Below are 19,273 nucleotides of genomic sequence, written 5' to 3'. Positions count from 1 at the left end.
AATAAGAAAAGATGAAAAATATACTATATACCATAACAGTTGCCCTTTTAACCATCTCGTTAAAGGGTATAGCACAGCAAACACCGGCTGCAGCACAAAAAGAAGCCATTACTATTGAAGGGGCAGTGGCCCATTTAGGAAATGGAGAGGTCATAGAGAACTCCCTTGTAATGTTCGAGGGTGGAAAAATCACATTCGTAGGGGATGCTAAAACCAGAATCGCGAGGAAAGGCAGGCGTATAGATGCCAAAGGGAAACATCTGTACCCTGGTTTTATCACAACTTGTGCCTCTTTAGGGCTGATAGAGGTAGATGCGGTAAGGGCCTCCAATGACAAAGATGAAATTGGGAATATAATTCCGCATGTTAGAAGTTTAATAGCCTACAACGCGGAATCCAAGGTAGTAGAAAGTATGCGTCCAAACGGGGTACTTCTGGGACAAATATCGCCAAAGGGCGGAACTATCTCCGGAACCTCCTCTATTGTGCAGTTCGATGCTTGGAATTGGGAAGATGCCGTGGTAAAGACTGATGACGGCATACACCTAAATTGGCCGAAGAGTTTTAGAAGAGAGTACTCCTCGGCACGGCGTGATAGAAGGCATGTACCCAATAAAGATTACCAAAATAAAATTGTGGAAATTGTCCATTTCTTTAACAATGCCACTGCCTATGGAAACGGTGCCGCCCCCAGTGTTAATCCGGCATTTGAAGCTTCACAGGGACTCTTCCAAGGAACCCAAAAACTATATGTGTATGCAGATAGTGAAAAGGAAATTGTGGATGCCATTACCCATACCAAGAACTTGGGAATTAAAAAAGTTGTTCTTGTTGGGGGATACCACGCCTATAAATTGACGGATTTCTTAAAGCAGCATCAAATACCTGTTCTGGTCAGGGCCCCACACAACTTGCCCGTCTCTGAAGATGACGATTACGACCTCCCTTTCAGGCTTCCCAAATTACTTGCAGAAGCCGGTCTATTGGTAGCCATACAGAACATTGATGCGAAAAATTTTCAAAACAGAAACTTACCTTTTTATGCCGGACAACTTGTTCAACAAGGACTTTCCAAAGAAAAAGCACTGCAACTGATTACAGAAAATCCTGCAAAAATCCTCGGTATAGATAAGAACTACGGAACCCTGGAAGTTGGCAAGAGTGCCACTTTATTTATTTCTGAAGGAGATGCATTGGACATGCGTACCAACCAATTGTCCAATGCCTTTATTGATGGTAGGGATATTTCCTTGGAGACGCACCAAACTGAATTATGGAAAAGATATATGGGAAAATACAATGGTAAATAACCCAATATCCTTACTCTAATAAAAAATGAAAAAGGGGGAGTAACTAACTGGTTACCCCCCCTCCTTTTCTTTTGTAAATAATTACTCTTGTACCTTACCTTCTACATAAACGGCATTTTGGGGCTTTTTAAACAAACTTGGAGATGACGCCTGTTCACTAATCTCTACTTTTTCATATACAACAGGCTTCCTTGGAGCTTTAATGGCACGCCCTTCTGAACTGTACCATGTTAATGCTACAGGCAGCTTTAGTCCGTTTGTCTCCTTCCAATCATCATATCTTATCCAATTCACCTTATTGGATCGTTCTCCGCTCCTGTAACTCACCGTATAGCCCAACCATGCCATTTCATATGTTTTTGGATCGTAATGCAAAAAATATTCATCTTTATAAGATACACCAGTTCCGGATTTAAAGCTAATGGCTATTCCCGGGTAACGTACCCCCTCGTATTCCAAATCTTCTGTTTCGCCATAAATAATACCCTTATCCCCCAATATAAAGGGCATGGCAAAAAAATAAAATCTCAGGTTATGATAAAATACAGGGTCTCCCTTATACGCTTTGTCCACGTCCTGAAGCCAAACCTTCTCCCCATCAAATCCCAGGGAATACCCCGGACCATCTATCCTATCCATTCTGGATTGAAGGTCTATAGTATGTTGCTCTTCACCTATTTGGAAGACCAAGGTCTTTTTATTCTTCCAATTTTTAATACCGCCATGGTTTTCAAAAATTTTCATTAGCGCCTCTGGGTAACCCGGTATACTTACATTTACCTCCTTTTTGGCGCCATGCCCTTCTTTGACCGACTCTATTTTTTTGGTGTCCGATTTACAGGACAACACACTGGCGAACACCAGAACCATAGCAATATATTTCATCATATCTTTATTTAGTTTCCCCATTTGTCGAACAACTTCGGGTAACTTTACGATAATATTTTATTTTTGCACCAATGAGCTATCTCAAAGCAATTACCAGCCCTCAAAATCCCACGGTGAAGAATATCCTTTCCCTAAAGGAAAAATCAAGGGAGCGAAGAAAAAAGGGACTTTTTGTTCTAGAGGGAAAAAAAGAACTACAGTTGGCTCTAAAAGGGGAGTATCAATTGGTGACCGTCCTTTTCTGCCCAGAATTAATTTCTTTGGATGAAATTCAAGATATTATTCAGAATACTGTCCCTGCCCCGGAAATTATCAGTATTTCTAAAGAAATTTATCAGAAAATAGCCTATCGCGATACCACGGAAGGCATTGTGGCATTAGGAAAAACCAAAGAACACAGTTTGGACACCCTGCAATTTGAGAATGACAATCCACTTATTTTAGTAGCGGAAGCCCCCGAAAAACCGGGGAATATTGGCGCCTTGTTGCGTACCGCCGATGCCGCCGACCTAGATGGTGTCATAATTGCCAATGCAAGGGGAGACCTCTATAATCCAAACATCATTCGCAGTAGCGTTGGTTGCCTGTTCACCACCAAAACAGCACTTGGTACCACAACCGAAGTTCTTGACTATTTAAAACAACATCAAATAGCAATCAATTGTGCTGCTTTAAGTGCCTCCAAATCTTACACAAAAGTAGATCTTACCCAACCTACAGCCATAGTAGTGGGCACAGAAGCAACGGGACTTTCCAATGAATGGCTGCAAAACGCCACCCAGAATATCATTATTCCCATGCATGGCCAAATAGACTCCATGAATGTTTCCGTATCCGCTGCAATACTTATCTTTGAAGCAAGAAGACAAAGAGGATTTTAAAATAATTCCTTAAACGGAGTTGCCTTTACTTTAAATGATTATCCAAACAACCAATTACCTTATAAATGAACAGTAGCTTCTTATTTTATATTCTAATTACCATCCTATTGATTCAATTTACAATTGAAACTTTTTTGGAGTACCTTAATGCAAAGCGCTATTCAGATGCGGTACCCAATGAATTAAGTGATGTATTTGACCGGGAAGAATATCGAAAAGCACAGCAATACAAAAAAACCAATTATCGTTTTGGACTGGTCACTTCTGTTTTTTCGTTGGCATTGACGCTGTCGTTCTTAATTTTTGGAGGATTTGAATGGGTAGACCGTATTGCTAGAAATATAAGTGATTCCCCTATACTAAATGCATTGCTATTTTTTGGGATTATCATGATTGGAAACGATATAATAACCACACCGTTTTCGTACTACCGAACCTTTGTAATTGAGGAAAGGTTTGGTTTTAATAAAAGTACCAAAAAGTTATTTTGGATTGACAAGCTAAAAGGATGGCTAATGATGATGATAATAGGAGGCAGTTTATTGGCACTGGTCATTTGGTTCTTTCAATGGGCAGGGACCAATTTCTGGATCTATGCCTGGGCACTGATGGCCGTTTTCTCCCTTTTCATGAACCTGTTCTATAGTAAATTAATTGTTCCCCTGTTCAATAAACAAACCCCCTTGGAGGAAGGGAGCTTAAAAAGCAAGATTGAAGCCTATGCCAAACAAGTGGGCTTTGAACTTAAGAACGTATTTGTCATAGATGGCTCCAAAAGATCTACCAAGGCCAATGCCTATTTTTCCGGATTTGGAAAGGAAAAGCGAATAACACTATACGACACATTGATCAATGATCTGGAAGAAGATGAAATTGTAGCCGTCCTGGCCCATGAAGTGGGACACTATAAAAAAAAGCATATAATATTTAATCTATCGGCCTCCATTTTGCTCACTGGGCTGACCCTCTTCATTCTATCATTATTTATAAATAATCCCGAAATTTCATTGGCCATTGGGGTTTCACAGCCCAGTTTTCACGCCGCCCTAATAGGTTTCGGCATCCTCTACAGTCCCATTTCCGAAATTACGGGATTGATCATGAACTATATGTCCCGAAAGTTTGAGTATCAGGCAGACGATTTTGCAAAAAACACCTTTGCCCCCAAACCCTTGATTTCATCGTTGAAAAAATTATCCAAGAACAGCCTAAGCAACCTCACCCCTCACCCCGCTTATGTTTTTATGCATTATTCCCATCCAACCCTAATGTCCCGAATTAAGAACTTAAAGGCATGATTTTTGTTGTTTAGGTTGGTAGTTTGTGCTATTTTTAAATTATGATGACAGAAGCAGCCATAGAAAAGGAAAATAAGGAGATAGCAAAGCAATATAAGGAATTGCTGCGCAAAAGTTATCAAAGTCTTTCAGAGGAGGATAAAAAGTTGATACGCGCTGCCTTTGACGTGGCCGTTGACGCCCATAAAAATCAAAGAAGAAAATCTGGGGAAGCCTATGTATTCCACCCTATAGCGGTTGCAAAAATAGTTGCTACCGAAATAGGATTGGACGCCGTATCCATTGCCTCAGCCCTACTTCACGATGTGGTAGAGGATACAGAATATACTTTGGCCGATATAGAGCGTATGTTTGGTGAGACAGTTGCCCGTATTGTAGACGGACTCACCAAAATTGCACACCTGAAAAAGGATATGAACATATCCCAACAGGCCGAGAATTTTAGAAAAATGTTGCTTACCCTTAATGATGACGTACGCGTTATCATTATAAAAATTGCGGACAGGTACCATAATATGCTCACCATGGATTCCATGCCAGAGCACAAACAAGTAAAAATAGCCTCGGAAACCTTATACATATATGCCCCACTGGCACATAGAATAGGGCTTTACAACATTAAAACGGAGCTAGAAGACCTAAGCCTAAAATACACAGAGCCGGATGTTTACGAAGATATTCTGGGAAAGATAGAAGAATCCAAGGAGGAGCAACAGGCTTATATAGATGCCTTTTCGGGCGTTATCAGCAATTCCTTGGATCAAGAAAAGCTAAATTATGTTATAAAGGGCCGGATGAAATCTATTTTCTCCATCCGCCGAAAAATGAAGGCACAAAATGTTGCCTTCGATGAAATCTATGACAAGTTTGCCATCAGGATCATCTACAGATCGGACCGGCAAAACGAAAAGTTTTTGGCCTGGAAAATCTATTCTATCGTTACAGATCACTTTACTCCCAATCCCGTTAGGCTACGGGACTGGATCTCATCTCCTAAATCTACGGGATATGAGGCCCTTCACATCACTGTAATGGGCCCCAAAGGGAAGTGGGTGGAAGTTCAGATACGGAGTGAAAGAATGCACGAAATTGCAGAAAAAGGATATGCAGCGCATTTTAAATACAAACACGGGGATCAAAAGGAACAAGGAATTGAGGAATGGTTAAACAAACTTCAGGAAGCCTTGGAGAATTCCAATACCAATGCTGTAGATTTTGTAGAGGAATTTAAACTTAACCTATATTCAAAGGAAATATTTGTTTTCACCCCTAAAGGTGAATTAAAATCGCTTCCCAAAGGGGCCACACCCCTGGATTTTGCCTTTAATATCCATACCGAAGTAGGCATGCACACCAGAGGGGCCAAAGTAAACGGTAAGCTGGTACCCCTGAATACAACTTTAAATAGTGGAGATCAGGTAGATATCCTTACTTCCGATTCTGCCAAGCCAAGTCAAAGCTGGCTAGATTACGCCACAACGGCCAGGGCCAGATCTAAAATTAAATCCTCATTGCGGGAAGAAAAGAAATCCACGGCCATGGAGGGCAAGGAGATTCTTAGGCGTAAACTGAAGTCACAGAAAATTAGCCTGAATGAGGATACCATCAATAAATTAGTGGTCTACTTTAAGCTTAAGACCAGTTTGGATCTGTTTTACAGGGTAGCAATAGGGGCTATTGACAATCAAATGTTAAAGGAGTTTGCTGCCTCTTACAACAATGCCTTTATTAGCTTCTTTAAAAATAAAATTAGGAAGCCCCCTGTCCCAGAAGACATACACAAGGAGGAAATAACCTCTAAATTTGACACCCTTGTTTTTGGCAAGGAAGAGGACAAATTGGAATACAAGCTGTCACAGTGCTGTAATCCTATTCCGGGTGATGAAGTATTTGGGTTTATTAGTGTTAACGATGGCATAAAAGTGCACAAAAAAAATTGTCCAAATGCCATTTCTTTACAATCCAACTACGCCTACCGTATCATTTCGGCCAAATGGATAGATTCGTCCCAGGAAGAATTTACCGCAGAAATTGTGTTAACAGGAATAGACAATTTAGGTTTGATCAGCGAGATCACTGAGGTTATCTCTGGCAACCTACACGTAAATATGAGAAACCTAAATTTCAGTACCGATGGAGGCACCTTTACCGGAAGAATTACCCTTGTTGTAAAAAACAATGCTATACTAAAAAAAGTTATAGATAATCTAAAGCGTATCAACGGTATCGATAAAGTAGCAAGAATTTAAATTTTAACTGTACATTTGTACCCTAACGCTGGGTAAATGCTATGGGCGAAAATAAGAATCAGGAAATAGTTAAAAATGTGTTCACCGCTTTTCTAGAGGAAAACGGACATAGAAAAACACCGGAACGCTACGCAATTCTGCAGGAAATTTACGATAGTGACGAACATTTTGATATAGAGTCCCTTTATATCACCATGAAGAACAAAAATTACCGGGTAAGCAGGGCTACGCTGTACAATACCATTGAGCTTTTATTGGAATGCAAATTGGTTAGAAAACACCAGTTCGGAAAAAATCAGGCCCAATATGAGAAATCGTATTTTGACAGGCAGCATGATCATGTTATCCTTACCGATACCGGTGAAGTCATGGAATTTTGCGACCCTAGGATACAAAGTATCAAAAAAACCATAGAGGAGGTTTTCAATATAAAGATCAATACGCATTCCCTCTATTTTTACGGCACTCGTAACCAAGAAGAAAACACGAATAATTAATCCAATTACATAAAGAATGGCAGTAGATTTACTACTAGGACTACAATGGGGAGATGAAGGAAAAGGAAAAATAGTTGATGTTTTAACCAAAAACTACGACATTATTGCTCGTTTCCAAGGCGGACCCAATGCAGGGCACACACTAGAATTTGATGGTATTAAACATGTTTTACATACCATTCCATCGGGAATTTTTCACGAAACCGCGGTGAATATTGTAGGTAACGGAGTGGTTATTGACCCCGTTATTTTTAAGAAGGAGCTGGACAATCTCAAAAAGTTTAATCTAGATATTAAATCCAAATTATTTATTTCTAGAAAGGCCCACCTAATATTACCTACTCATAGACTTCTTGATGCCGCTTCCGAAACTTCCAAAGGAAAAGCCAAAATAGGATCTACCCTTAAGGGAATTGGCCCCACTTATATGGATAAGACAGGAAGGAACGGAATGAGGGTCGGTGATTTGGAATTCTCGGATTGGAAAGAGAAATACAGGGCATTGGCCAACAAACACGAAGCTATGATCAGTTTCTACAATGTTGAGATCCAATATGACCTTAAGGAATTGGAAGCTGATTTTTTTAAGGCCGTAGAAGAATTAAAAAAACTTACCTTCATAGATAGTGAAGAATATATTTTTAACGCTCAACGAGAGGGTAAAAAAATATTGGCCGAAGGTGCCCAAGGTTCCTTGTTGGATATTGATTTTGGAACCTATCCATTTGTAACTTCATCCAACACTACTGCAGCTGGGGCATGTACAGGCTTAGGGGTTGCCCCCAATAAAATTGGTGGTGTTTTGGGAATATTCAAGGCCTATACCACCCGTGTAGGTAGTGGCCCCTTCCCAACAGAACTATTTGATGCCGATGGCGAAACCATGGCCAAGGTAGGTAATGAATTTGGAGCCACTACCGGTAGACCAAGGCGTTGTGGATGGTTAGACCTGATAGCGCTTAAATATGCTGTGGAAATCAATGGTGTTACCGAACTAATGATGATGAAAGCCGATGTTCTTAGTGGATTTGAAACCCTAAAAGTTTGTACGGCCTACAATTACAAAGGAAAGCAAATAAAGCACTTGCCCTATAGCATAGAACCGGAATACGTTACCCCGGTCTATACAGAAATGAAAGGATGGGCAAAAGACCTGACTACCCTGAGCAAATCCGAGGAACTTCCGGATACCTTAATAGATTATATTAAGTTTTTGGAAAAGGAATTGGAAGTGCCCATTAAAATAGTCTCTGTAGGTCCCGATAGGACCCAGACCATATACCGATAATAAAAAAAGCCATCTTAAAAGGTGGCTTTTTTGTTATACCAGGATTTACTAAAACTATCCCAAACTGTATTATCCTCCCTCAAAATATACTATTTTTGGTCAAAATTTTAAACATTGTATAAGTTAGTATTCTTATTGCTTGCATTAACGGTAATCTGTAAGGGTTCCGCTCAAGAACAGGAAACGGAAACCAAACAAATAAACATTGTTTATGGGGCCAACTTCACCAAGGACGAAAAGCAATATCCCGGAGCAGCCATTTTTAGTAAAGATGAGCGACAAGTTCAGTTTGAACATGAGGGAGCCGACCTTTGGTGCGATATAGCCATTTACTACCAAAAAGAGAATAAGCTAAAAGCCATAGGCAATATAAGGCTCCAACAGGGAGATTCCGTACAATTGACCAGTGGAAAAATAGATTATGACGGCAATGCCAATCTTGCCAAGGCCTGGGAAAATGTTGTACTCAACCACAGCAGCATGACCCTTACCACAGATACCCTGCGTTTTAACAGGGAAACACAGGAGGCCTATTACAAGGACTTTGGCACTGTAGTAGACTCTAGCAATACCCTGACCAGCAAAATTGGACGCTACTTTACACAACTTAAAAAATCCCAATTTATAGATAGCGTAAATCTTGTTAACCCGGAATTTGATCTGGTTTCAAAACAACTTGATTACTATACCGCTTCAAAAAATGCCTATCTGTATGGCCCGTCTACCATCACTGGGGAAACCTACAAAATGTATTGCGAACGTGGGTTTTACGATACCAAAATAGAAAATGGGTATGGTATTAAAAATACCCGAATCGACTATAATAACCGGATCATAAAGGGTGATAGTCTATATTTTGACAAAAAATCCGAATTTGCTTCGGCTACCAACAATATCACTATAAGGGACACTATTAACAATGGTTTGATCAAGGCCCATTATGCGGAGGTCTATAAGGCCAAGGATTCGGTATTTGCCACCAAAAGAGCAGTTGCCATTAATTTGGTTGAACAAGACTCCCTATATATGCACGGTGATACGCTAATGGTTACAGGTAAGCCAGAACAACGTGTACTAAGGGCCTTTAAAAATGCTAAATTTTACAAAACCGATCTGAGCGGTAAGTGCGACTCCATACACTTTAATCAAAAGACCGGCATAACCCAATTGATTAGCAAGCCAATAATATGGAACGGCGAAAACCAAATGACTGGAGACAGTATCCATTTGCTATCAAATCTGGAGACCGAAAAACTGGACTCCTTAAAAGTGATCAACAACGCTTTTATCATTGCCATGGACACCGTGGGCAAGGTAGGCTACAACCAGGCCAAGGGTAAAGATCTATTTGGAAAATTTGAAGACAACAAACTCAATTTGATCGATCTTGTTAAAAACACTGAGGTTATTTATTATATGTATAATGACGATCAAGAACTTATAGGTATAGACAAAACTATTTGTAGTGCTATTAGAATAACCATGGCCAACAATGAAATAGAGGATATTACCTTTATCACCAATCCGGACGGTGATATATTCCCGGAAAAGGACCTCCCTGACAACAGTAGAAAGCTAAAAGGATTTATCTGGCGTGGCGATGAACGCATACTTACCAAGGACGACATATTTGATGAAGACGACAATAACATTAAACTGGTTACCATTCAGGGGGTAGACCACCCAATAGATTTGGACGCGGACCCAGCCGAAGCAGAAGAAGACCAAAGGAGACGCGATTCTATAAATGTTTCAAAATTACCAAAGGCCAGTCCCATTGAGAAAAAATTGGATTCCATTAAACCGGTCAAGAAATCCATTGACCCAAAACCTATTGCACAGAAGCAGGATACCAAAAAAAGATATGAGGAAGGAGACCAAGAAGACGGGCTTCCTTCTGGCTATTATCTAATAGCCAATGTTTTTCAGATCAAGAAAAACGCTAAAAAGTTTAAGCAAAAGCTTTCTAAAAAAGGCTTTGAACCCAAATATTTCCATCGGAAATTCAACGATTTTCATTACGTATATCTGGGGTACTACAGCACTTGGGATGAAGCATTGTATGCCATGGAGAACAATTACAATGGGGAATATACCGAGGAAACTTGGATTTTCAGAATGGTAGACAATTAGTTGTGGTAATGAAAGAGGATTACTTTAAATACCAGGCGCAGACATCGCCACACCCTTTGGCCATGGAAATTTCCCATGCCAGTGGAAGCTATATTTATGATGTTGACGGGAAGGCCCATCTCGATTTTGTTGCCGGGGTATCGGCCTGTAGTTTAGGACACTGTCACCCTAGGGTGGTAAAGGCCGTTCAGGACCAGGCACAAAAATACATGCACGTAATGGTATATGGGGAATATATACAGGAGCCGGCCGTAGCCTACGCCAAACTACTTGCCAAACATCTCCCCTCCCCTTTGGAGACCACCTATTTGGTGAATTCCGGAACGGAAGCTATGGAGGGAGCCTTAAAATTGGCAAGGCGGTATACTGGCAGAAGTCAAATTTTGGCCGCCAACAAGGCCTACCATGGCAATACGATGGGCAGCCTCAGTTTAATGGGCTACGAAGAACGAAAAAGTGCGTTTAGACCCCTTATCCCCGATATTGGATTTATAAATTTCAATGAAGAGGAAGACCTAAAAAAAATAACCCATAAAACAGCTGCAGTTGTTCTAGAGACCATCCAAGGCGGAGCAGGATTTATTCTACCCCTTAAGGGGTACCTAAAAAATGTAAAGGATCGTTGCAAGGAAGTTGGGGCGTTGTTAATTCTAGATGAAATACAGCCCGGTTTTGGGCGTACTGGAAAATTATTCGCTTTTGAACATTATAATTGTACACCAGACATTCTGGTAATAGGCAAAGGAATGGCAAGCGGTATGCCAGTAGGTGCATTTGTAGCTTCACACAGCATGATGCAAAGTCTTCAGGAAAGTCCAAAATTGGGACACATTACCACCTTCGGCGGTAACCCGGTAATTGCGGCAGCCTGCTTGGCCACCCTACAGGAAATTACCGAAAGCACCCTTATTGCAGACAGCTTGGATAAGGAATTGCTCTTTAGGAAACTTTTACAACACCATTTAATAAAAGAAGTTAGAGGCAAGGGGCTAATGTTGGCCCTAATAATGGAAAAACCTGAGATAGCCAATGAGTTGGTCCTAAGATCTTCCAAGATGGGGCTAATTTTATTCTGGTTGCTTTTTGAACCAAATGCTGTCCGAATTTCCCCGCCACTAACCATTACAAAAGAAGAAATCACCATTGGTTGCGAGCTTATTTTAAAGGTATTGAACTCCCTTGAACAATAATTTGTTAACTAATTTGTTAATAATATAGACCAAAACGGTCGGAATTAAAGGCCTCAAAAGAGTATTTTAGTTCTATGAATAACTAAGAAGTTCCTATGGCGTTAGAACCAAACGAAAGACCGGGGCAACCAATTGCTAAGTTTGAATCCATGCTTAAGACGGATGATGTCTACTTCTTTGATGCGGAAGATTTTCAGGATATTATTCACCATTATCTCAACAGCGGAAAAATTTCATTGGCAAAAAAAGCCATTAAGATTAGTTTGGAGCAACATCCGGGCAGTATAGAACTTAAGTTATTGTCTATAGAGGTGCTGGTTTTTGAGAATAACCTGGAGTTGGCAGAAAAAATGTTGGATGAGCTACAGTTAATAGACAGTAGCAACGAAGAAATTTACATTCAAAGAGCCAATATATATTCTAAAAAGGATAATCACGAGGCAGCCGTTACCTTATTAAATCAGGCATTGAATCTTACTGATGATAGTTTTGACATCCATTCCCTTCTTGGAATGGAGTATTTGTTCATGGACAATTTTGAAGATGCCAAACAAAACTTCATGATGTGCGTGTCATTTGACGAGGAAGACTACTCCTCCCTTTACAACGTAATCTATTGCTTTGAGTTTCTAGAAGACTATGACGGGGCTATTGCGTACCTTAACGATTATTTGGAACGCAACCCATATAGCGAGGTAGCCTGGCATCAATTAGGGAAGATGTATTTCTCCAAAGATATGTTCCAAGAAGCCTTAACAGCCTTTGATTTTGCCATAATATCGGACGATACTTTTATAGGAGCCTATTTTGAGAAAGGTAAAGTTTTGGAAAAAATGGGCCGATACAACGAGGCCATTGAAAATTACGAAACCACAATTTCTATTGAGGACCCTACTTCCCATGCCTACTTAAGGATTGGCAGATGCCATGAAAAGCTGGGAAATTTTGACATGGCCAAGACCTATTATTACAGAACGGTCCATGAAGACCCTTTATTAGATAAGGGATGGTTGGCCATTACGGATTACTACATTAGACAGGAGGATTACAAAAAAGCCCTTCATTACATCAATAAAGCAATCAATATTGATGGGGAGAATTCCAAATATTGGAAAAAGTGCGGTAAGATCCATGCTACCCTAAACAACAACGATGAGGCCTATTATGCCTATCAACAGGCAGTAGATTTAGGGAATTACGAATTTGACACATGGTTCCATTGGGCAGACACGGCCATTCAGAATCTGGATGTACACTCGGCTATCGAAATCTTGCTGCAGGGACATGAATTTTACCCGCAGCGATGTGAAATGCAATATAAAATGGCCGGATTCTATCTTTTGATCAGTGATTTCCCCAGAGCCCAATACCGACTATTGAATGCCCTTAAAATTGATTTTGGGCAGCTGCATTTGTTCAAGGATGAATTCCCACAATTCTACAATACCGATTGGGCCCAAAACTTAATTGAAGATGTGAAAAAAGCTTCCAGATAAAAAAGCTATTTTTGTTTTTTTATCATATATGGAAAACCGCAATTTTTTAAGTTACATTTTTATTTCATTAAAGGGTATGGCCATGGGCGCTGCCGATGTTGTACCAGGGGTATCGGGTGGCACCATTGCCTTTATCTCCGGTATTTACGAAGAACTGATTAGCAGCATAAACAACGTTAACCTATCGCTAATAAAAACTCTGAGAAAAGATGGTTTCGCAGCCTTCTGGAACAAGCTCAATGGAAATTTTCTATTGGCCCTTCTAATAGGTATCGCTATCAGTGTGCTTTCCCTTGCTAAACTTATTAGCTGGCTCATGGAGAACAAACCCATTCCCCTATGGTCCTTTTTCTTTGGCCTGGTCTTGGCGAGTATTATCTTCGTAGGTAAAGAGATTAAAAAATGGAATATGGCCGCGGTATTAATGTTGATCTTTGGTGCTGCAATAGCCTACTATGTAACCACCTTGCCCCCTTCGGAGAACTCAGCCTCACTTCCTTATTTGTTCCTGTCAGGTGCTCTGGCCATTTGCGCTATGATTCTACCTGGTATATCCGGAGCCTTTATCCTAGTACTCTTGGGCTCATACAAGACAGTATTGGATGCCGTTCATGAACGCGATATAAAAATTATCATTACAGTAGGTATTGGTGCCATCTTTGGTCTGTTAAGCTTTGCCAAGCTTCTAAAATGGATGTTTACCCATTATAAGAATATTACGCTGGCACTTTTGACCGGATTTATCCTGGGGTCCCTAAATAAAATATGGCCCTGGAAAGAGGTATTGGAAACCAAGCAATTCGGAGAAAAAATAATCGCCATTAAAGAAGAGAATATTTCCCCATTTTACTTTGATGGGGAACCACAATTAATATCTGCCGTTATACTGGCAATCCTTGGTTTTTCCCTTATTTTTATACTGGAAAAATTAGCCACTAAAAAGTAAACGCCCGGCCCCAGAATGAAAGACCCAAGAACATTACAGGATAAATTCTTCCTTGTCATTAAAGGCTTGTTTATGGGTGCTGCCAACAAAGTACCCGGTGTGTCTGGCGGAATAGTAGCCTTTGTGGGTGGGTTTTATGAAGAATTTATTTATTCACTACAAAAGGTCAATGCCAAAGCCTTTAAGCTACTAATAAGTGGTAGGTTTAAAAGTTTCTATCGCTATACCAACGGACAGTTTCTGTCCTTGCTCATTTTTGGGATGCTGGTAAGTTATTTTAGTGTTTCCAAAATTCTGGATTATTTTTTGGAACGAAAAGAACTTTATGTTTGGGCCGCTTTTTTTGGTATGATATTGGGTTCTATCTATTATATAGCAAAAGACTATGGCCACTGGGGCAAAAAGACCATCCCCGCTGGTATTTTGGGACTCATAGTGGGCATATCCATAAGTTTTCTTAATCCAGCCAAGGAAAACGACAATCTGATATTTATATTTTTTTGTGGCATAATTAGCGTATCGGGCATGACGCTCCCTGGCTTATCCGGATCTTTTATACTTATTCTTTTAGGGAATTACGTACTTCTTTTGGTAGATTCTGTTAATGCTCTTTATGACACTTTTGCTGATATACTAAAATGGGACTTTAGTTTTATACACAATACAAAACGATTGAACACCTTAAGAATACTTGGAGTCTTTACTTTTGGATCTGCCGCCGGACTGGTAACACTTTCCCATTTATTGAGTTACGTCCTAAAACATTACAAAAATTTGACCACAGCAGTTATAATAGGATTCATCACAGGTTCATTGGGAGTGGTCTGGCCCTGGAAACGTACCCTATTCAAAAGTGATGCAGACGGTAATCTGCTTTTGGACACCAATAACAACCCCATTATAACTAACTACGAAAGGTACCTTCCCGATATGGCCAAAGCCGAATCTTGGTGGGCTATATTCTTTGTGATTTTTGGAATTTTAATTTTATTAAGTTTAGACTGGTATGGAAAAAATAGAAAATAAAATGGTAAGATTTGGACTTATTGGAAAAGATATCTCCTATTCCTTTTCAAGGGGTTATTTTTCCAAAAAATTCTCCAAACTAGGCTTAAACTCACACTCGTATGAAAATTTTGATCTGTCCAAAATAGATCAATTTAAAGATGTTATGACCCATAACACCAACATAAAAGGCTTTAATGTAACCATTCCTTACAAGGAACAAATAATGTCTTTTTTAAATGAAATAGACCCTGAAGCACAGCAAATTGGTGCTGTAAACACCATAAAAATAGTAAATGGTAAAACCATTGGGTTTAATACCGATGTCTATGGTTTTCAAAAATCCCTGGAGCCCCATTTGGAGAAACATCATAACAAAGCTCTTATCCTTGGTACGGGAGGCGCTTCTAAAGCCGTGGCCTTTGTTCTAAAAAAATTGGGGATCCAGTATAAATTTGTTTCCCGAAATCCATCGCAAGATCAACTTAACTATACAGACCTTAATAAAGACATCTTATCCTTATATACGGTAATCATAAACTGCACTCCCTTGGGAACCTTTCCCAATATTAACGATAAACCAGCTATACCCTATAATTTCATCACTCCTAAACACCTTCTTTACGACCTTATCTACAACCCGGAAAAAACAGCCTTTTTATTAGCGGGAGAAGAAATGGGCGGTAAAATAAGCAACGGTTCCGATATGCTGGAACTACAGGCTGAAAAATCCTGGGAAATTTGGAATTCCTAAGGAAAAGCCCAGAACAGGGCCATTTTACTTTAATATAGGTACTTCCCTGAAAAAGAAAACTTAAAAAGAAGTTTCATTACCTTTGTTATTAAAACAGATGTAATTATATTTCCGTACATTACATCTAGAAAGCTATAAACATTCATAAAATGTTAGAAGATAAAGAAGATAAATTACAGCAATCTGTAGGCACAGAAGAATCCTCAGAGAAGACTGAAGGAACAAATGATGCCAAAAATCAGGTTGATACACCGTCTAATTCTGACTCCAGCGAAGAGGAATCCGGTTCTGAAACAAGCACCGCAGATAACCAACAAGCTATAAGCGGTTCAAAGGAGCCCGAAGCCTCTGAGGAGATCAAGACGGTATCCCAAGAGACCGAAGCCCCTTCAAAATCAGTTGAAGAGCAGGTAGAAGAAAACAAGGCTACCCCTCAAGCCACCAACAACACCGATACAGAAAAGAAAGAAGACGTTCTTGATGAAATAGACGAATCCAATGCCGAGGATGCAGAAGATTCTGACAACCAACAACGGCATCATATCCCTATGCCCGACTACCACGCCATGTCCATGGAGAATTTGGTTGGTGAACTACAGCGACTGGTCAGGAATGAAAAGGTACAGGCCATTAAGAAGCACGTAGACGGAATTAAATACGAATTTGACCTAAAATTTCAGGAGTTTATTGATGAAAAGAAAGAAGATTTTATCAATAATGGAGGTAATGAAATAGACTTTAGATACAATTCCGTTACTAAACGACAGTTTAATGAAGTTTATTCCGATTATCGGGAAAAAAGGAATCTTTATTACAAAAATCTTGAACAGGGATTAAAGACCAATCTAACCAAAAGGTTAGAAATAATAAACGAACTTAAAGCCCTGGTCAATGTAGAAGAAGATATCAATACAACCTATAAAAACTTCAAGGATCTTCAGGAGCGTTGGAAAAATGCCGGACCTATTCCCCGAACCAATTATAACGATGTATGGCGAACCTATCATCATCATATTGAAATATTCTACGACTTTCTTCATTTAAACAGGGAATTAAGGGATTTGGACTTTAAACACAATTATGAGGAAAAACTTAAAATTGTAGAAAGAGCGGAAGCATTGGCAAAGGTTGAAGATCTAAACAAGGCCTTCCAAGAGTTACAGACCCTTCACAAAATTTGGAAGGAAGATATTGGTCCCGTAGGAAAAGAGCACCGTGAAGAAATTTGGGATAGGTTTAGCAGTGCCACCAAAGCACTACATCAAAGGCGACAGGAATATTATAAGGAACAGGAAAAGGTATATGAACAAAACCTGGTCAAGAAAAACGAAATAATCCAGTCTATAAAAGCCATTGCCAGCAATGTTGCCTCCAACCACAGGGAGATTCAAAAGCAGATAAAAGAAATAGAGCAATTACGAGAATCTTTTTTCCAAGCAGGAAAAGTACCCCAAAAGGTAAATGAGGACACTTGGGCCAGTTTTAAAGAGGCCGTAAGGGAGTTTAATAGAAACAAGAATAGCTATTACAAAAACCTCAAGAAAGAACAACAAATAAACCTTGACAAAAAAAGAGCATTACTAGAACTGGCAGTATCCTTAAAAGACAGTGAAGATTGGGACAGCACCACACCAGAAATGAAGAGGATACAAAATGACTGGAAAAAGATAGGCCATGTCCCCAGAAAATACTCTGACAAGATCTGGAAGGAGTTTAAAAACGCCTGCAACCACTATTTTGACCGGCTACATGCCCTAAAAAACGAAGCCCATAAGGAAGAAGTTGAAAATTTTGAAAAGAAAAGTAAGTGCCTTGATAAATTAAAGGTATTTGAACTTAGTGGCGATAAGGATAAAGACCTAGCTACCATTAAAGAATTTATATCTGAATGGAAATCTGCTGGACGAGTGCCTTTTAACAAAAAGAGCATCAATGCCAAATTCAACAAGATTCTTGATGCGCTATTCAAAAAATTAAACATTAATAGACAGGAGGCCGAACTGCTCAAGTATGGTAACAAAATACAACAATTGGCCAATAATGATAATGATTATGCAATCTCTAACGAACGCACTTTCATTAGAAGGAAAATAGACGAAAGCAAGAGCGAAATCAGGCAATTGGAAAACAATTTACAGTTCTTCTCCAATGCATCGGAGGACAACCCCTTGGTTAAGGAAGTCATCAAAAACATAAACAACCATAAGGAGTCACTGGCCACGTGGAAAGCCAAACTTAAAAAGCTCAACATTCTGGAAAACAATTTAATCAAAGAGGCGGAAGAAGCCGAAAATGCGGAGGATTCTTCAACCGAGGAGGAATAAATCACAAAACAAGACTTATTAAAATATCGGCCAATAGCAAAGACAGTGTCCTGTTGTACAACGGGGCTTGTCCTAGCCGTTATCCTAACGGCCTGCAGTACATCTACAATCATCGTAAAAGAGTTTAAAGAGTCTCCCCTTTCCAACAAGACTGCACCTAACCCAACATTTGTCATTACCACAGATGACCCAAATATTCGTGATTCCCTTATGTTGGGCACCATTAAAACCAAACACAATACCGGGGATTGCAATTTTCGCCAAGTAAAACATGCCGCCAAAAGCGAAGCCATGAAAATAGGCGGCAACCTTTTGGTGATTACAGAACATAAACTCCCCAACACCCTTCTAAATCCATGTCACAGGTTAAAAGGAAACATATATTGGGTATCCAAACCCGAAATCTATGAAAAGGAAATTCTTTGGAGTTCCAAACGAAAATTAGAAATAGGCGACTTCAAAGCTTCAACCAAGGAAAAGGAATTCATAGCCGCCACCAATAGTTATTTTGGCTATACCACGAGCATTCAATCTAAAGAGAACATGGTAGTGGTAGAAGTGGACACCTATTTTGATTGTGAATCCTCGTATTTTAAAAAAAACCAAAACCAGGCCATGGTATTGGATCACGAACAACTTCATTTTGACATTACTGAACTGTATGCCAGAAAATTTGTAAAACGGCTACATAATGAAATTGTGAACTTTCAGGATTTGGTAAAAAATGCAGAACGTATAGGGGATGAGGTAAACAAGGAACTTCAATCCAAACAACAGGAGTACGATGCTGCTGTTTACAAGGATTTGTCAAAACAGTCCTTTTGGAATGAATGGACCGCAACCGCCTTAAAAAAATTGGCGCCGTATAAAACCAAAAAACTCAACAAACCCTACAAATAGTCAATGACATAAGAGACAAGACAGAACCTCTCAGGCAAGCTACGGGGCTCTATGCCCAAATTAACACTTTAACAAAGAAAAGGTCCCAGAATCACCCTATAAAAGGTGACTCTG

Annotated in this window: 15 protein-coding genes; 14 read left to right on the top strand and 1 reads right to left on the bottom strand. The window is 39.7% G+C overall.

The genetic code is table 11. The features are described 5' to 3' along the window. Window positions 1–11: 11 nt before the first annotated feature. Window positions 12–1,310: an amidohydrolase family protein gene (locus EHW67_RS12640; protein ID WP_126162756.1), complete on the top strand. Its 1,299-nt coding sequence runs from the start codon at window positions 12–14 to the stop codon at window positions 1,308–1,310. 81 nt (window positions 1,311–1,391) lie between these two features. On the opposite strand, the gene EHW67_RS12635 is transcribed toward EHW67_RS12640, so the two are convergent. Next, window positions 1,392–2,198 carry a DUF6503 family protein gene (locus tag EHW67_RS12635; RefSeq protein ID WP_238389919.1) on the bottom strand — a complete coding sequence of 269 codons (807 nt, stop codon included), beginning with the start codon at window positions 2,196–2,198 and terminating at the stop codon, window positions 1,392–1,394. 71 nt (window positions 2,199–2,269) lie between these two features. Between EHW67_RS12635 and EHW67_RS12630 the strand changes: the two genes are divergently transcribed. From EHW67_RS12630 to EHW67_RS12570, 13 genes are all read left to right on the top strand, one after another. Then, the gene (locus EHW67_RS12630) at window positions 2,270–3,079 is read left to right on the top strand and encodes a TrmH family RNA methyltransferase (protein ID WP_126162755.1); all 810 of its coding nucleotides are present in this window, start codon (window positions 2,270–2,272) and stop codon (window positions 3,077–3,079) included. Window positions 3,080–3,144: 65 nt separating this feature from the next. Beyond that, window positions 3,145–4,377: a M48 family metallopeptidase gene (locus EHW67_RS12625; protein ID WP_126162754.1), complete on the top strand. Its 1,233-nt coding sequence runs from the start codon at window positions 3,145–3,147 to the stop codon at window positions 4,375–4,377. A 44-nt stretch (window positions 4,378–4,421) separates the two neighbouring features. Further along, window positions 4,422–6,626 (top strand): RelA/SpoT family protein, encoded by a 2,205-nt coding sequence (locus EHW67_RS12620; RefSeq protein WP_126162896.1) that lies wholly within the window; start codon window positions 4,422–4,424, stop codon window positions 6,624–6,626. Window positions 6,627–6,667: 41 nt separating this feature from the next. Further along, window positions 6,668–7,123 (top strand): Fur family transcriptional regulator, encoded by a 456-nt coding sequence (locus EHW67_RS12615; RefSeq protein ID WP_126162753.1) that lies wholly within the window; start codon window positions 6,668–6,670, stop codon window positions 7,121–7,123. Between the two features lie 16 nt (window positions 7,124–7,139). Beyond that, window positions 7,140–8,411 carry an adenylosuccinate synthase gene (locus EHW67_RS12610; RefSeq protein ID WP_126162752.1) on the top strand — a complete coding sequence of 424 codons (1,272 nt, stop codon included), beginning with the start codon at window positions 7,140–7,142 and terminating at the stop codon, window positions 8,409–8,411. A gap of 114 nt (window positions 8,412–8,525) precedes the next feature. Further along, complete coding sequence (locus EHW67_RS12605; RefSeq protein WP_126162751.1) at window positions 8,526–10,544, top strand: OstA-like protein; 2,019 nt, start codon at window positions 8,526–8,528, stop codon at window positions 10,542–10,544. A gap of 8 nt (window positions 10,545–10,552) precedes the next feature. Beyond that, window positions 10,553–11,734 (top strand): aspartate aminotransferase family protein, encoded by a 1,182-nt coding sequence (locus tag EHW67_RS12600; RefSeq protein ID WP_126162750.1) that lies wholly within the window; start codon window positions 10,553–10,555, stop codon window positions 11,732–11,734. 95 nt (window positions 11,735–11,829) lie between these two features. Next, window positions 11,830–13,230 (top strand): tetratricopeptide repeat protein, encoded by a 1,401-nt coding sequence (locus tag EHW67_RS12595; RefSeq protein ID WP_126162749.1) that lies wholly within the window; start codon window positions 11,830–11,832, stop codon window positions 13,228–13,230. A 28-nt stretch (window positions 13,231–13,258) separates the two neighbouring features. Then, a complete protein-coding gene (locus EHW67_RS12590) occupies window positions 13,259–14,176 on the top strand; it encodes a DUF368 domain-containing protein (protein WP_126162748.1) in 918 nt (305 codons plus the stop codon). Between the two features lie 15 nt (window positions 14,177–14,191). Beyond that, window positions 14,192–15,202, top strand: coding sequence for a DUF368 domain-containing protein (locus EHW67_RS12585; RefSeq protein ID WP_126162747.1), 1,011 nt, complete (start codon window positions 14,192–14,194; stop codon window positions 15,200–15,202). Next, a complete protein-coding gene (locus EHW67_RS12580) occupies window positions 15,183–15,935 on the top strand; it encodes a shikimate dehydrogenase family protein (RefSeq protein ID WP_126162746.1) in 753 nt (250 codons plus the stop codon). Before EHW67_RS12585 ends, EHW67_RS12580 begins: the two co-directional genes overlap by 20 nt. Window positions 15,936–16,084: 149 nt before the next feature. Continuing rightward, entirely contained in the window at window positions 16,085–18,259 is a 2,175-nt protein-coding gene (locus tag EHW67_RS12575; protein WP_126162745.1) for a DUF349 domain-containing protein, read from the top strand. A gap of 45 nt (window positions 18,260–18,304) precedes the next feature. Then, complete coding sequence (locus EHW67_RS12570) at window positions 18,305–19,159, top strand: DUF922 domain-containing protein (protein ID WP_126162744.1); 855 nt, start codon at window positions 18,305–18,307, stop codon at window positions 19,157–19,159. Window positions 19,160–19,273 lie beyond the last annotated feature (114 nt).

The organism is Arenibacter aquaticus (genome assembly GCF_003957295.1).
In the GTDB taxonomy this organism is placed as follows: Bacteria; Bacteroidota; Bacteroidia; order Flavobacteriales; family Flavobacteriaceae; genus Arenibacter; species Arenibacter aquaticus.
This window is presented reverse-complemented; position numbering and strand designations above follow the sequence as displayed.